Origin of the sequence: Blastococcus sp. TF02A-35 (assembly GCF_004571075.1) — a bacterium.
In the GTDB taxonomy this organism is placed as follows: Bacteria; Actinomycetota; Actinomycetes; order Mycobacteriales; family Geodermatophilaceae; genus Blastococcus.
Genome location: NZ_SPQP01000039.1, coordinates 20,566 through 34,172 on the forward strand (window position 1 = coordinate 20,566; position 13,607 = coordinate 34,172).

Annotated in this window: 11 protein-coding genes and 1 pseudogene; 5 read left to right on the forward strand and 7 right to left on the reverse strand. The window is 75.3% G+C overall.

Annotated elements, in window-relative coordinates; genetic code table 11:
* Positions 1-71: 71 nt before the first annotated feature.
* Entirely contained in the window at positions 72-2,834 is a 2,763-nt protein-coding gene (locus E4P43_RS16110) for a GGDEF domain-containing protein (RefSeq protein ID WP_135146467.1), read from the reverse strand.
* A gap of 108 nt (positions 2,835-2,942) precedes the next feature.
* Complete coding sequence (ilvD, locus tag E4P43_RS16115; protein ID WP_209313922.1) at positions 2,943-4,655, reverse strand: dihydroxy-acid dehydratase; 1,713 nt, start codon at positions 4,653-4,655, stop codon at positions 2,943-2,945.
* Positions 4,656-4,737: 82 nt separating this feature from the next.
* Between ilvD and E4P43_RS16120 the strand changes: the two genes are divergently transcribed.
* Together E4P43_RS16120 and E4P43_RS16125 are read left to right on the forward strand one after the other, a co-directional pair.
* Positions 4,738-5,559: a helix-turn-helix transcriptional regulator gene (locus tag E4P43_RS16120; protein WP_245159182.1), complete on the forward strand. Its 822-nt coding sequence runs from the start codon at positions 4,738-4,740 to the stop codon at positions 5,557-5,559.
* Positions 5,560-5,582: 23 nt separating this feature from the next.
* Positions 5,583-5,954, forward strand: a complete 372-nt coding sequence (locus E4P43_RS16125; protein ID WP_245159183.1) for a PH domain-containing protein — start codon at positions 5,583-5,585, stop codon at positions 5,952-5,954.
* Here the strand turns inward: E4P43_RS16125 and E4P43_RS16130 are convergent.
* Positions 5,948-6,895 (reverse strand): 2-hydroxyacid dehydrogenase, encoded by a 948-nt coding sequence (locus tag E4P43_RS16130; protein WP_135146469.1) that lies wholly within the window; start codon positions 6,893-6,895, stop codon positions 5,948-5,950. The genes E4P43_RS16125 and E4P43_RS16130 overlap by 7 nt on opposite strands.
* A 48-nt stretch (positions 6,896-6,943) precedes the next feature.
* Between E4P43_RS16130 and E4P43_RS16135 the strand changes: the two genes are divergently transcribed.
* Positions 6,944-8,071, forward strand: coding sequence for a PQQ-dependent sugar dehydrogenase (locus E4P43_RS16135; RefSeq protein ID WP_135146470.1), 1,128 nt, complete (start codon positions 6,944-6,946; stop codon positions 8,069-8,071).
* A gap of 13 nt (positions 8,072-8,084) precedes the next feature.
* Here E4P43_RS16135 and E4P43_RS16140 read toward each other — a convergent pair whose 3' ends face one another.
* The 4 genes from E4P43_RS16140 to gatC are packed head-to-tail and all read right to left on the reverse strand — an operon-like array spanning position 8,085 to position 12,022.
* Positions 8,085-8,621, reverse strand: coding sequence for a GNAT family N-acetyltransferase (locus E4P43_RS16140; RefSeq protein ID WP_135146471.1), 537 nt, complete (start codon positions 8,619-8,621; stop codon positions 8,085-8,087).
* A 43-nt stretch (positions 8,622-8,664) separates the two neighbouring features.
* Entirely contained in the window at positions 8,665-10,164 is a 1,500-nt protein-coding gene (gene gatB, locus E4P43_RS16145) for an Asp-tRNA(Asn)/Glu-tRNA(Gln) amidotransferase subunit GatB (protein WP_135146472.1), read from the reverse strand.
* Complete coding sequence (gene gatA / locus E4P43_RS16150) at positions 10,161-11,708, reverse strand: Asp-tRNA(Asn)/Glu-tRNA(Gln) amidotransferase subunit GatA (protein WP_135146473.1); 1,548 nt, start codon at positions 11,706-11,708, stop codon at positions 10,161-10,163. The genes gatB and gatA overlap by 4 nt, the downstream gene beginning before the upstream one ends.
* A complete protein-coding gene (gatC, locus tag E4P43_RS16155) occupies positions 11,705-12,022 on the reverse strand; it encodes an Asp-tRNA(Asn)/Glu-tRNA(Gln) amidotransferase subunit GatC (protein ID WP_135146474.1) in 318 nt (105 codons plus the stop codon). The genes gatA and gatC overlap by 4 nt, the downstream gene beginning before the upstream one ends.
* Before the next feature lie 168 nt (positions 12,023-12,190).
* Between gatC and E4P43_RS16160 the strand changes: the two genes are divergently transcribed.
* Both E4P43_RS16160 and E4P43_RS16165 read left to right on the forward strand, forming a co-directional pair.
* Complete coding sequence (locus tag E4P43_RS16160; RefSeq protein WP_135146475.1) at positions 12,191-12,865, forward strand: ACT domain-containing protein; 675 nt, start codon at positions 12,191-12,193, stop codon at positions 12,863-12,865.
* A gap of 75 nt (positions 12,866-12,940) precedes the next feature.
* Positions 12,941-13,607, forward strand: a pseudogene (locus E4P43_RS16165) (HNH endonuclease); the annotation flags it as partial.

Below are 13,607 nucleotides of genomic sequence, written 5' to 3' on the forward strand. Positions count from 1 at the left end.
GCTGGTGCGGGCGTCTGCGGGCATGCTGGTGCGAGGCACACCGACACTGTGCGCCTCCCGGCGCCGCGTCGTCAACCGCCCTGTCCCACCAGGTGGACATCGGTGTCCAGATCTGCGAGAGCGCCGTCCAGGACGCTGGCGTCGAAGTCCTGCAGCATGGCCCGCAGCTCGGCCAGGGGCATCGGCCGGCCGAAGAGGTAGCCCTGCAGGAACCGGCAGTCCATGGCCCGCAGCTCGGCCAGCTGGCCGTCGGTCTCCACGCCCTCGGCGATGACGTCCATGCCCAGGGTTCGGCCGAGCTCGACCACGGCGGCCACCAGGGCCCGGCCCCGGGGGTCGGTCTCGATGTCGGCGATGAACTCCCGGTCCATCTTCAGGATGTGCACGGGCAGGCGGGCGAGGTAGGCCAGCGAGGAGTAGCCGCGGCCGAAGTCGTCGAGGGCGAGGACGCAGCCCATGCCGCGCAGCGTCGCCAGATCGCTCTCCAGCCGGGCCTGCTGGTCGATCATCACCGACTCGGTGAGCTCCAGGACCAGCTTGCCCGGGGGCAGCCCGGCCGCGGCCAGGGCCTGCGCCACGTCGGGGGCGAGGCAGCCGGCCTGCAGGTGGCGCATGGAGACGTTGACGCCCACCTGCACGTCGCGCCCGTCGGCGAGCAGCCGGGCGGCGTCGGCCGTGGCGGTCTTCAGCACCCACCGCTCCAGCGGCACGATCAGCCCGTCGTCCTCGGCGATCGGGATGAAGTCCTCGGGGCCGACCGTGCCGAGCAGCGGGTGCTCCCAGCGGACCAGCGCCTCCAGGCCCAGCACCCGCCGGTCCTCGACCCCCACGACCGGCTGGTAGACCACGCGCAGCTGGCCCTGCTCCAGCGCGAGCGGCAGGTCCCGGGCCAGCCGGGTGCGGCGGCCGAGCGCGTCGTCGATGCCCTCGCCGGAGGAGCGCACGCAGCGCTTGCCGGCGGCCTTGGCCGCCCGCAGCGCCACGTCCGCCTGCCGGACCGCGGCGGTGGTCGGCTGGCCGGCGTCCAGCCGCGCGACGCCGATGCTGCCGGAGACGGCGAAGACCGGCCCGGTCCCGTCGTCCGCCGGCCCTGGGGCCCGGAAGGAGCGGTCGAGCGCGACCACCAGCCGCTCGGCCAGCCCGGTCGCCTCGTCGAGGTCCCCCGGGACGAGCAGGGCGAACTCGTCGCCGCCGAGGCGCGCCACGAGGTCCTGCTCGCGCGCCCGCTGGCGGAGCTGGTCGGCGACCTGGCACAGCAGCCGGTCGCCGGCGTCGTGCCCGGCGACGTCGTTGACGGCCCTGAAGCCGTCGAGGTCCACCAGCAGGACGCAGACCTTGTCCCCCGCCGCCGCCCGGGTGTGGGCGTCGTCCAGCTCGGCCATGAAGCGCGCCCGGTTCGGCAGCCCGGTGAGGTAGTCGGTGAACGCCATGCGCTCCAGCTCGCGCTGGGTCGAACGGCGGGCGGTGACGTCGCGCAGGTGCAGCACGAGGCCCTCGCGCAGCGCCGTCCCGGGGACCCCGGCCCGCGCCGCGCCGGAGAGCTCGACGTCGCGCCAGTCCCCCTCGCGGGCACGCAGCCGGACGACCGGCGGCACCGCCGCCGGGGCGGCCACGGTGTCGAGCGCCGCGGCGAGCACGGCGTGGTCCGCCGGGTCGACGAGGTCGGCGAGGACGCGGTCGGTGAGGTCCCGCGCGGGCCACCCGAGCTGGCCGTGGGCGGGACCGGAGACCCACCGCACCCGGCCGTCGTCGTCCAGGACGACGGTGACGTCCTCCGCGCTGGCGGCCAGGGCCCGGAAGTAGGCCTCCGTCCGCTCCATGCGGCGGGTCAGCCGGCGGCCGTCGGCCGCCCACAGCAGCCCGCGCGCCGAGGTCTGCAGCACGACCAGGGCGACCATGACCTGCTCGAGCACGGAGAAGGTGTGCCCGGCGCCCAGCATCACGACGACGACACCGGCCACACCGTAGGCCGTCGCCTGGCCGGCCACCACGCCGAACATGGCGGGGCCGGACTCCTCCTCGGTCCCGGCCACCAGCGCGCCGGGGTCGGCGTCGACGGCCCGGACCGCCGCGGCCAGCATCGCCGTCCAGGCGAGGAGCGTGAGCACGTGGGACGCCTCTGCACCCAGGACGTTGGCCATCGCGCCCGCGACCGCGACCACCGCGAAGGAGGTCATGGTGGCCAGCAGCCACACCGCGGCCCTGCGCCGGGAGCGGCCCGCGCGCGAGACCGCCATGAGGCCCATGCCGCACACCAGCGCGCCGGTCACGGGGTAGCCGACCACCATCAGTGCATCCACGAGGTCGCGGGTGCCGGCCGCCGCCTCGTCGAGCACCAGCACGCCGACCAGCGCGACCGCCACCAGGACGATGCCGCCGTCGAGGAGCTCGCGCACGCCCGGGCGCCGGCCGGCCCGGGACGGCATCAGGAGCAGGCAGGCCGCGATGCCCAGCGGGACGGCGAGCACCTGCGGCACCTGGGCCAGGACGCTGCGCGAGCCGGCCGGGTCCACCAGGTAGACCAGCTCCGCGACCGTGAGCAGCCCGGCGACCGCGCCCAGCGCGCGCCAGGGCCGCCGGGACCGGGCGTCGAGCCGGCTCGCGTGCCGCGTGACCACCACGCCGGCCAGCACCGACTCCACGGCGAGCACCAGGGGGAAGGCCGGCGACGTCCCGCTGCCGAGCGCGACGCGCAGGGCCACCGCCACCATGCCCAGCACGCCCAGGGCGGTCAGCGCCGCGGCCGACTCACGGCGCGCCCGCGGGTCGCGACCGGCCGGCAGGACCGGGGCCGGTCGGCCGGGGACGCCGCGGGAGCGCACGCGCGGGGTCATGGTGCGACCCGTCCGTGCCTGCTCGACCCACGTCCGTCCACATCCGCATGGTCGGCAGGTGCCGACCCTCCGCGAAGCCGACGCCGCGGAGGGTCACCCCATGGGGGGTCAGCCGCAGATGGCGCCCTGCGCCGCCGAGCCGACGAGCTTGGCGTACTTGCCGAGGACGCCGGTCGTGTAGCGCGGGGGCAGCGGCTCCCAGCCGACCTTCCGCTCCGCCAGCTCCGCCTCGTCGACGAGCAGGTCGAGGGTGCGGGTGGTGAGGTCCAGCCGGATCCGGTCGCCGTCGCGGACGTGGGCGATCGGGCCGCCGTCGGCGGCCTCGGGCGCGATGTGACCGACGCAGAGGCCCGTCGTCCCGCCGGAGAACCGGCCGTCGGTGAGCAGCAGGACGTCCTTGCCCAGCCCGGCGCCCTTGATCGCGCCGGTCACGGCCAGCATCTCGCGCATGCCCGGGCCGCCCCGCGGGCCCTCGTACCGGATGACGACGACGTCGCCGGCCTTGAGCGTGCCCTCGGTGACCGCGTCCATGGCGCCCTGCTCGCCGTCGAAGACGCGGGCGGTGCCCTCGAACACCTCGGCGTCGAAGCCGGCCGACTTCACGACCGCACCCTCCGGGGACAGCGAGCCGCGCAGGATGGTGAGGCCGCCGGTGGTGTGGATCGGGTTGTTCATCGCGTGCACGATCGTGCCGTCGAGGTCCGGCGGGGAGATCTCGGCGAGGTTCTCGGCCATGGTCTTGCCGGTGACGGTCAGCGCGTCGCCGTGCAGGAGGCCGGCGTCGAGCAGCGCCCGCAGCACGACCGGGACGCCGCCGACGCGGTCGATGTCGGTCATGACGAACCGGCCGAAGGGCTTGACGTCGGCGAGGTGCGGCGTGCGGTCACCGATCCGGTTGAAGTCCTCGAGGGTCAGGTCGACCTGGGCCTCGTGGGCGATCGCCAGCAGGTGCAGGACGGCGTTGGTCGAGCCGCCCAGCGCCATGACGACGGTGATGGCGTTCTCGAACGCCTCCTTGGTCATGATCTGCCGCGCGGTGATGCCCTTGCGCAGCAGGTTGACGACCGCCTCGCCCGAGGCGACGGCGAAGGCGTCGCGGCGGCTGTCGGGGGCCGGCGGGGCGGCGCTGCCCGGCAGCGCCATGCCGAGCGCCTCGGCCACGCTGGCCATCGTGTTGGCGGTGTACATGCCGCCGCAGGAGCCCTGGCCGGGGCAGGCGGCCTTCTCGATGGCGGTCAGCTCGTCACGGGTGATCAGGCCGCGCGCGCAGGCGCCGACGGCCTCGAACACGTCGATGATCGTGAGGTCGTCGCGGTCGCCGAGCTTCCCCGGCAGCGTGGAGCCGGAGTAGAGGAAGACGCTGGCGAGGTCCAGGCGCGCGGCGGCCATCAGCATGCCGGGCAGCGACTTGTCGCAGCCCGCGAGCAGCACCGAGCCGTCGAGTCGCTCGGCGAACATGACCGTCTCGACCGAGTCGGCGATGACCTCGCGGGAGACCAGCGAGGCGCGCATGCCCTCGTGGCCCATGGAGATGCCGTCGGAGACCGAGATGGTGCCGAACTCCAGCGGGAAGCCGCCGGCGGCGTGCACGCCCTCCTTGGCCCGCTTGGCCAGCCGGTCGAGGGAGAGGTTGCAGGGGGTGATCTCGTTCCAGGACGAGGCCACGCCGATCTGCGGCTTGCTGAAGTCGTCGTCACCCATGCCGACGGCGCGCAGCATGGCGCGGGCGGGGGCCTTGGCGTCCCCGTCGGTCACCTCGTGGCTGCGGGGCTTGAGGTTGGCGGTCTCGCTGCCGGCGGGGCGGTCTTCCACGGTCGTCACGGCGGCGATGCTATGCCGGTCCGGCCCCGCCGCTCCGGTTGCGTTGATACTGGTACCGGTACCACCACCGATCGGAGCCCTCGTGACCGCCACCGCCCGCCGTGAGCTGGCCGAGTTCCTCGGCTCCCGACGTCGCCAGGTGAGCCCGGCCGCGGTCGGCCTGCCCGCGGGCGGCAACCGGCGGACGCCGGGGCTGCGGCGGGAGGAGGTCGCGCTGCTCGCCGGGGTGAGCCACACCTGGTACACGTGGCTGGAGCAGGGCCGCGACATCCGGCCCTCCCGGCAGGTGATGGACGCCCTGGCGCGCACCCTGCGGCTGTCGCCGGCCGAGCACGAGTACCTGCTGCGCCTGTCGGGGCACGGCGGCGCCCCGGCCGAGGGCCCGTTCGACGCGGTGCCGGCGCACCTGCAGCGGCTGATGGACGCCCTCACCCCCTCCCCCGTCTACGCGATCACCTCGAGCTGGTCGATCGTCGGCTGGAACCGGGCCTACGAGCGGCTGTACCCGGGCGTGGCCGCGATGGCGCCGGCCGACCGGAACCTGCTGTGGGCGGTGTTCACCGACCCCGCCGTCCGGGACCTGCTCGGCGACTGGACGGCCGACAGCCGGCGCTTCCTCACCCAGTTCCGCGCCGAGGTCGGCCCGCGGCTGGCCGACCCCGAGGTCGTCGACCTGGTGACCCGGCTGCAGGCGGCCAGCCCGAGCTTCCGGGAGGGCTGGGCGAGCCACGACGTCGACCGGTTCACCTCCACGGAGCGCCGCTTCGAGCACCCCGTCGTCGGCACGCTCGTCCTGGAGCACCACCAGCTCACCCCGGCCGACGCCCCCGGGATCCAGCTGGTCGTCTACACCGCCGTCGACGGCACCGGCACGGCCGCGAAGCTGTCGCGGCTGGCCGCCTGAGGGGTCTGGGAGGATCGGTCGTCGTGGACGCCCCTGCCCGCCTGCGGATGAACCGCACCGCGCTGTTCCCCGTCGGCTTCCTGGCTCTGTGCGCCCTCCCGCTGGCCACCACCGTGCCCGGGCTGCAGGTGCTGCTGCTGGTCCCCCTGGTTCTCACCGTGTGGGTGCTGCGGACCGGCCTGGACATCACCGGCGAGGGGCTCACGGTGCGCGCGCTGGTCGGCAGCCGGCACGTGCCGTGGGCGGAGGTCGCCGGCATCCGGGTGGGGCCGAAGGGTGACCTCTGGCTGGTCCGGACGGCCGGGACGGAGCTGCGGCTGCCCGTCGTGCGGGCGCGCGACCTGCCCCGGCTCGCCGACGCCTCCGGCGGCCGGATCCAGCTGTCGGCTCAGTAGTCGCCGACGACGTTCCCGAGGGGCCGGCCCTCCAGGACCCGGCGGACCTGGTCGGTCACCGCCGCCGCGGCCCGCTCGTTCGTGGCCGGGACGGCGCCGCCCACGTGCGGGGTGAGCAGCAGCCCCGGCGCGGACCACAGCAGGTGGCCCCCGGGCAGCGGCTCGGGGTCGGTCACGTCGAGGGCCGCACGCAGCCGGCCGGCGACCAGCTCGGCGAGCAGCGCGTCGGTGTCGACGACGACGCCGCGGGCGGCGTTCACCAGCAGGGCGCCGTCCTTCATGGCGGCGAGGAAGGACGCGTCGACCATGCCCCGGGTCCCGGCGGTCACCGGGACGATGAGCACCACGACGTCGGCGTGCGGGAGGAGCTGGGGCAGCTCGTCGGTCGAGCGGACGCCGTCGCGGGCGGTGCGGGCCACGTAGGTGAGCTCGACGTCGAACCCCTGCAGCATCCGGCCGATGGCGCGGCCGATGTCCCCGGCGCCCACCACCAGCACCCGCGCCCCCACCAGCGAGCCGTGCGTGGCCGGGGACCAGCGCCCGGCGTCCTGCTCCCGGACGAAGGAGGGGATGCCGCGCAGGGCGGCGAGCATCGCGGCGACCGCCCACTCCGCGGTCGACGGGGTGTGCGCGCCCCGGGCGTTGCACAGGTGCACGCCCTCGGGCAGCTTCCCGGCGAAGGCCTCCGCCCCCGCGCTGAGCAGCTGCACGAGCCGCAGGTGCGGGAGCGCGTCGAAGAACTCCCGGCCGGGCAGCGCGGCGCCGCCCGAGCGCGGCACCCACACCTGGGCCAGGGCCGCGTCCCCGGTCGGCGGGCCGTCGGAGGCCTCGATGCGGTGCGCCCGCACCCGCGGGGACAGCGCCTCGACGGCGGCTCCGATCGCGCGCGAGGGCACGAGGACGTGCAGGGTCTCGTCGGGGTCCAGGTCGAGGTGCGCCACGCCCGGACTCTAGGCGCCGGGTCGCGCCGCGCACGTACTGTCATCGGCGTGGGACGACGGTCGCGGACGCGGACGGCACGGCTGTTCGCCGTGGCGGTCGGCGTGGCGGTGCTGGCCGGTTGCGGCGAGAGCGGCTACGAGCCCGCCGGGCCGTTCCGGCCGCTCCCCGAGGGCGCGCCGCCCGAGGTCGGCCGGCCGCCCCAGCCGGTGCCGGGCGATCCCGCGCAGCCCGGGTCGGGCGAGGAGGGCGGCGACCCCAACGTCGTCGCGACGGGGCTGACGGTGCCGACCGGCCTGGTCGTGCTGCCCGACGGCAGCGCGATCGTGGGCGAGCGGGAGACCGGCCGGCTGCTGCAGGTCTTCCCCGACCGGTCCCCGGCGAAGGAGCTCATGACCCTGCCGGGCGTCGACACCGCCGGCGACGGCGGTCTGCTCGGCCTCGCCCTCTCGCCCACGTTCCCCGAGGACGGGCTGCTGTTCGCCTACGTCTCGACGGCGACCGACAACCGGGTCGTCCGCTTCCCGATCGGCGGCACCCCGAACCCGGTGCTCACCGGCATCCCGCGCGGCGAGGTCGGCAACGGCGGCGCGCTGATGACCGGCGCCGACGGCCACCTCTACGTGGGCACCGGCGACGCCGGGGACCCCGCCCTGGCCGCGGACCCGGCGTCGCTGGCCGGCAAGGTGCTGCGCATCGACGTGTTCGGCCGGCCGGTGGGCGCCGACGGGCCGGTGTTCAGCCGCGGGCACCGCGACGTCACCGCGCTGTGCCAGGACGAGGAGCGGACGTACGCGACCGACGAGTCGCGGGAGGGCCCCGACGAGCTCGACGTCGTCACCGAGGGCGGCAGCGGTGCCCCCGCGCTCGCCACGGTCCCGTCCGAGGAGGGCGGGCTGGGCGGCTGCGCGGTCACGAACGGCACGGTCTTCCTCGGCGCTCTCGACGGCCGGCGGGTGCACGTCCTGACCCTCGACGAGCAGGGGAACCCGGTCGAGGACGCCACCGACGAGGTGCTCGGCGGCCGCTACGGCCGGCTGCGCACCACCGTGCTGGACCCCCAGGGCGCGCTGTGGGTGACCACGTCGAACAAGGACGGCATCGGGACCCCCGGCGAGGGCGACGACAAGGTCCTGCGCATCCGCCCGCCCGGCGGCCAGCCCGAGTCCCCGCTCTGATCTCCGCCGGTCGTCACCGGGTGAAGCGGTGCACGACGTGGTCCCGGGGGTCGACCGGGTTGTCCGGCGTGAGCTCGCCGTCGGCGTACCAGGTGGCGCCGGCCCGGCGCAGCGCCCGCCACGACGCCTCGTTGCCCCGCGCCACCGGCACGAGCACGTCCTGCGCGTCCGGGTGGTCGGCGAAGCCGCGGGCCACGGCGGCCGCGATCAGGGCCGCGCCCAGACCCCGCCCACGTGCGCTCGGCACACCGACCAGGTAGTCGATGCTCAGCGCTCCGGGGGGCACCGGGCAGACGGTGCTCAGCTCCGCGAGCGACTCCGGCTCGTCGTCGAAGCGGTAGACCTGCACCAGGCCGAACGGCTCCCCCTCGTGCACCCCGAGGTACACGGCGGTCGGGTCCGTGCCGTCGACGCACGGGCCGTACTGCGCCTCGACCGTCGCGGGGTCCTCGTCCCACCAGCGGGCGACCAGCGGCTCGGCGAGCCACTCCGCCAGCAGCGGGAGGTCCGACCGGCGCAGCGGCCGCAGCTCCACCTCCGGCAGCTCCACACCCACAGGCTAGGAGCTGCCGGAGGCCCGGACCTGCCGGAGGTCAGGAGCTGACGAGGCGCTCCTCGAGCATGCGCTTCACCGTCGCGGCGTCGGCCTTGCCGCGGGTGGTCTTCATGACCGCGCCCACGAGCGCCCCGATCGCCTGCACCTTGCCGCCGCGCACCTTGTCCGCGACGTCGGGGTTGCCCTCGATGGCCGCCTCGACGGCGGCGACCAGCTCGTCGGAGTCGCCCATGACGGCCAGCCCGCGGGACTCCACGACCGCGGCCGGGCCGCCCTCGCCGGCGAGCACGCCGTCCAGCGCCTGGCGGGCGAGCTGGTCGTTCACCGTGCCGGCCGTGACGAGACCGGCGAGCTCGGCGACCTGCTGCGGGGTCACCGGCAGCTCGGTCAGCTCGACGCCGCTGTCGTTGGCGCGGCGGGCGAGCTCGCCGAGCCACCACTTGCGGGCGTCGGCGGGCGTGGCGCCTGCGGCGACGGTGTCGCTGACCAGCCCGAGAGCACCGGCGTTGACGATCCACGCCATCTCCGTGTCGGAGAGGCCCCACTCCTGCTTGAGCCGCGCGCGGCGGGCGGCGGGGAGCTCCGGGAGCGCCGCCCGGAGACCCTCAATCCACTCCTCGTCCGGCGCGATCGGCACCAGGTCGGGCTCGGGGAAGTACCGGTAGTCGGTGGCCTCCTCCTTGCTCCGCCCGGACGAGGTGCTGCCGGTGTCCTCGTGGAAGTGCCGGGTCTCCTGCACCACGCGCTCACCGGCGTCGAGGACGGCGGCCTGGCGGCGCATCTCGAAGCGCACGGACCGCTCGACCGACCGCAGCGAGTTCACGTTCTTGGTCTCGGTGCGGGTGCCCCAGTCCAGGCTGCCGATCGGGGCGAGAGACGTGTTGACGTCCGAGCGCAGGTTGCCCTGCTCCATCCGGACCTCGGAGACGCCGAGCGCGAGCAGGATCTCGCGCAGCTCGGTGACGTAGGCGCGGGCCAGCTCCGGCGCCTTCGCGCCGGCGCCCGGGATCGGGCGGGTGACGATCTCCACCAGCGGGATGCCGGCGCGGTTGTAGTCCACCAGCGAGTGGTCCGCACCGTGGATCCGGCCGGTGGAACCACCGACGTGGAGGTTCTTGCCGGTGTCCTCCTCGATGTGGACCCGCTCGATCTCCACGCGGTAGGTCTCGCCGTCGAGCTCGATGTCCAGGTGCCCGGCGGTGCACAGCGGCTCGTCGTACTGGCTGGTCTGGAAGCCCTTGGGGATGTCCGGGTAGAAGTAGTTCTTCCGCGCGAACCGGGACCAGGAGGCGATCCGGCAGCCCAGCGCGAGGCCGATCCGGATGGTGGACTCGATCGCCTCGGCGTTGACCACCGGCAGCGAGCCGGGCAGGCCGAGGCAGACCGGGCAGGTCTGGGTGTTGGGCTCGGCGCCGAACGTCGTCGAGCAGCCGCAGAACATCTTCGACTCGGTGCCCAGCTCGACGTGGGTCTCCAGGCCGATGACCGGCTCGTAGCGGGTCAGGACCTCGTCGAAGTCGACCAGGGTGTCGCTCATGAGGGGGCGTTCTCCTTGGTGGCGATCCCGGTGGTGGCGATCCCGGCCAGCAGGGCGTGCCCGCGGGCGGCGTCCTGCGCGGCCTCCAGGGCGGCGGCCACCCGGTAGCAGCGGTCGTCGGCCAGGGCCGGGGCCATGATCTGGAAGCCGACCGGCAGGCCGTCGGACAGGCCGCACGGCACCGAGATGGCCGGCACGCCCGCGAGGCTGGCCGGCAGCGTGCAGAGGTCGGCGGCGTACATGGCGATCGGGTCGTCGACCCGGGAGCCGAGGGTCCACGCCACCGTGGGGCTGGTCGGGCTGACGAGCACGTCCACGTCGTCCCACGCGCTGGTGAAGTCGCGGGTGATCAGCGTGCGGACCTTCTGCGCCTGCCCGTAGTAGGCGTCGTAGTAGCCGCTGGACAGCGCGTAGGTGCCGAGGATGATGCGCCGCTTCACCTCGGGGCCGAAGCCCTGCTCCCGGGTGAGCGCCATGACCTCGTCGAGGTCGCGGCTGCCGTCGTCGCCGGCCCGGAGGCCGTACCGGACACCGTCGAAGCGGGCCAGGTTCGACGACGCCTCGCTGGGCGCGATCAGGTAGTAGGCGGGCAGGGCGAGGTCGAAGGCCGGGCAGGAGACCTGCCGGACCTCGGCGCCCATGCCCTCCAGCAGCGCGACCGCCTCGGCGACCCGCGCCAGCACTCCGGGCTCGTAGCCGTCGGTGTGGCCGTCGCCGCCGAGCTCGGTGACGACGCCGACCCGGAGGCCGGCGAGGTCGCCCTCGGCGCCGCGGCGGGCCGACTCGGCCAGCACCGGCACCGGCGAGTCGATGCTCGTGGAGTCCAGCGGGTCGTGACCGGCGACGGCCTCGTGCAGCAGGGCGGCGTCGAGCACCGTCCGGGTCATCGGGCCGGCCTGGTCCAGGCTGGAGGAGAACGCGATCAGCCCGTAGCGGGAGACCGAGCCGTAGGTGGGCTTGTGGCCGACCAGGCCGGTCACGGCCGCCGGCTGGCGGATCGAGCCGCCGGTGTCGGTGCCGATCGCCCACGGCGCCAGGCCGGCGGCGACGGCGGCCGACGACCCGCCCGAGGAGCCGCCGGGGATGCGGTCGGTGTCCCAGGGGTTGCGGGTGACCTTGTAGGCGGAGTTCTCGGTGGAGGAGCCCATCGCGAACTCGTCCATGTTGGTCTTGCCGAGCAGCACCGTGCCGGCGGCCTTGAGCCGGGCGGCCAGGGTGGCGTCGTACGGCGGCCGCCAGCCCTCGAGGATCTTCGAGCCGCTGGTCGTGGGCACGCCCTCGGTGACGACGACGTCCTTGAGCGCCATCGGGACGCCGGCCAGCGGGCCGAGCTCCTCGCCCCTGGCGCGGGCGGCGTCGACGGCCCCGGCGGCCTCGAGCGCGGCGTCGGCGTCGACGTGCAGGTAGGCGCCGATCGTCCCGTCGGTCGCGGCGATGCGGTCCAGGTAGGCGCGGGTGACCTCGACGGAGCTCAGCTCACCGGCCTGCAGGGCCTGGCTGAGGTCGGCCGCGCTGCTGGAGGTGATGTTCTCGGTGGTGGTCACGCCTCCTCCCCCAGGATGCGCGGCACGCGGAAGCGGTCGTCCTCGGCAGCCGGCGCACCGGCCAGGACGACGTCGCGAGGCAGGCTGGGCCGGGCGACGTCGGGCCGCATGACGTTGGTCATCGGCACGGCGTGCGTGGTGGGGGTGACGTCGGCGACGTCGGCCTTGCCCACCTGGGCGACGGCGTCCAGCACGGCGGCGAGCTGGCCGGCGAAGAGGTCGAGCTCCTCGTCGCTCACCGCCAGCCGGGACAGGTGCGCCAGGTGCGCCACCTCGTCGCGGGTCAGTTGGCCCTTCGGGGAGGGGGTGCTCATGCTGCGGTGGAACTCCACTTCGGCGATGCCCGGCGGCCCGCTCCGGGCCGGGACGTGACCGGATCACTGTACGTGGGGCGAACACGCGCGCCGACCAGCGTGAGAGGCTCCCCCGGACCGCGATCGACGGAGATCGGCCCGAACCGGCGAGGACTCCCCGGAGGAACCGTGTCCTATCTCCTGCGTCTGGTGGTCCCCGACCGCCCCGGCGCGCTCGGCGCGGTGGCCACCGCGCTCGGTACCGCCGGCATCGACATCGTCTCGCTCGACGTCCTCGAGCGCGGAAACGGCATCGCCGTCGACGACGTCGTGGTGGACCTGCCCGGCGACCGGCTGCCCGACAGCCTGATCACCGTCGCCCAGGCGGTCGAGGGGGTGCAGGTGGAGTCGCTGCGCCCCTTCGCCGGGCCGCTGGACACCCACCGCGAGCTGGACCTGCTCGACGCGCTGTCCCGGGGCGGGCACGCACCCGCGGCGCTGCTCACCGAGGAGCTGCCCCGGGTCTTCCACAGCGGCTGGTCGGTGATCCTCGACGACGCCGCGCAGCCGGCCCCGCTGGTCGAGGAGGCGGTGCTCGCCGCGTCGGAGGCGGCGCCCGACTTCACCGGCCTGACCCTGCCGTGGCTCCCGCTCTCCGGGCCGCGGCTGCTGCCCAGCGACGAGTCCTGGCTGCCGGAGCGCTGGCAGGAGATGGCCATCGAGATGATGGCGGTGCCCTACGGCATCGGACGGGCGGTGGTGCTGGGGCGCTCCGGCGGTCCGGCGTTCCGGCGGTCGGAGCTGCTACGGCTTGCCCACCTGGTCGGCATCGCGTCGACGGTCGCCCAGCTCCCCCCGACCTGACCGGTCGCGCCCTCAGGCCCGCTGACCTGCTCTTTCGCCTTGCAGGGCCACGTGTTCGAACGTATGATCGAACACGTGGGCGAGGTGGCGACCGCAGCGAGCGGACCGGCCGCGCCCGTCGCCGGCCGGGCGTCCGGGCCGCTCGGCGCGGTGCAGGCCGCCGACCGGGAGATCGCCCGGCAGACGGCGCTGCGCGCCCGTGCGGTGGCCGAGTTCGCCGCCACCCGCCCCGCCTCCGCGGACCGGCAGCCAGGGCAGCCGGGGGCCATGAGCGCCGAACGCCGCGCTGCCCGGCCGGACGTGCTGGCCGACGTCAGCGAGTGGGCGGCGCAGGAGCTCGTGGTGGCCCTGTCCCTCTCGGCCCAGGCGGCCGAGCAGCTCCTGGTCCGGTCGCTGACGCTGGTGCACCGGCTGCCGGGCACCCTCGCCGCCCTCGAGTCCGGGGCGCTGCACACCGGTCACCTCTGGCCGATGCTCGAGAAGGTCGCGCCCATCGCCGACGCGGAGCGGCGGGCCGCCGTGGAGCGGGACCTGCTGCGGTGGATGTCCGGACGGCTCACCACCCCGGCCCAGCTCGGCGCACGGGCCCGCCGGCTCGGGCTGGCCCGTGACGCCCGCGACGAGGCACACCGGCTCGCCGCTGCCCTGCGCGAGCGCGGGGTCTCGGTCCGGGCCGACCGGCGCGAGGGCATGGCGGTGCTCGACGCCCTGCTGACGGTGCCGGAGGCGCAGTCCCTGCTCG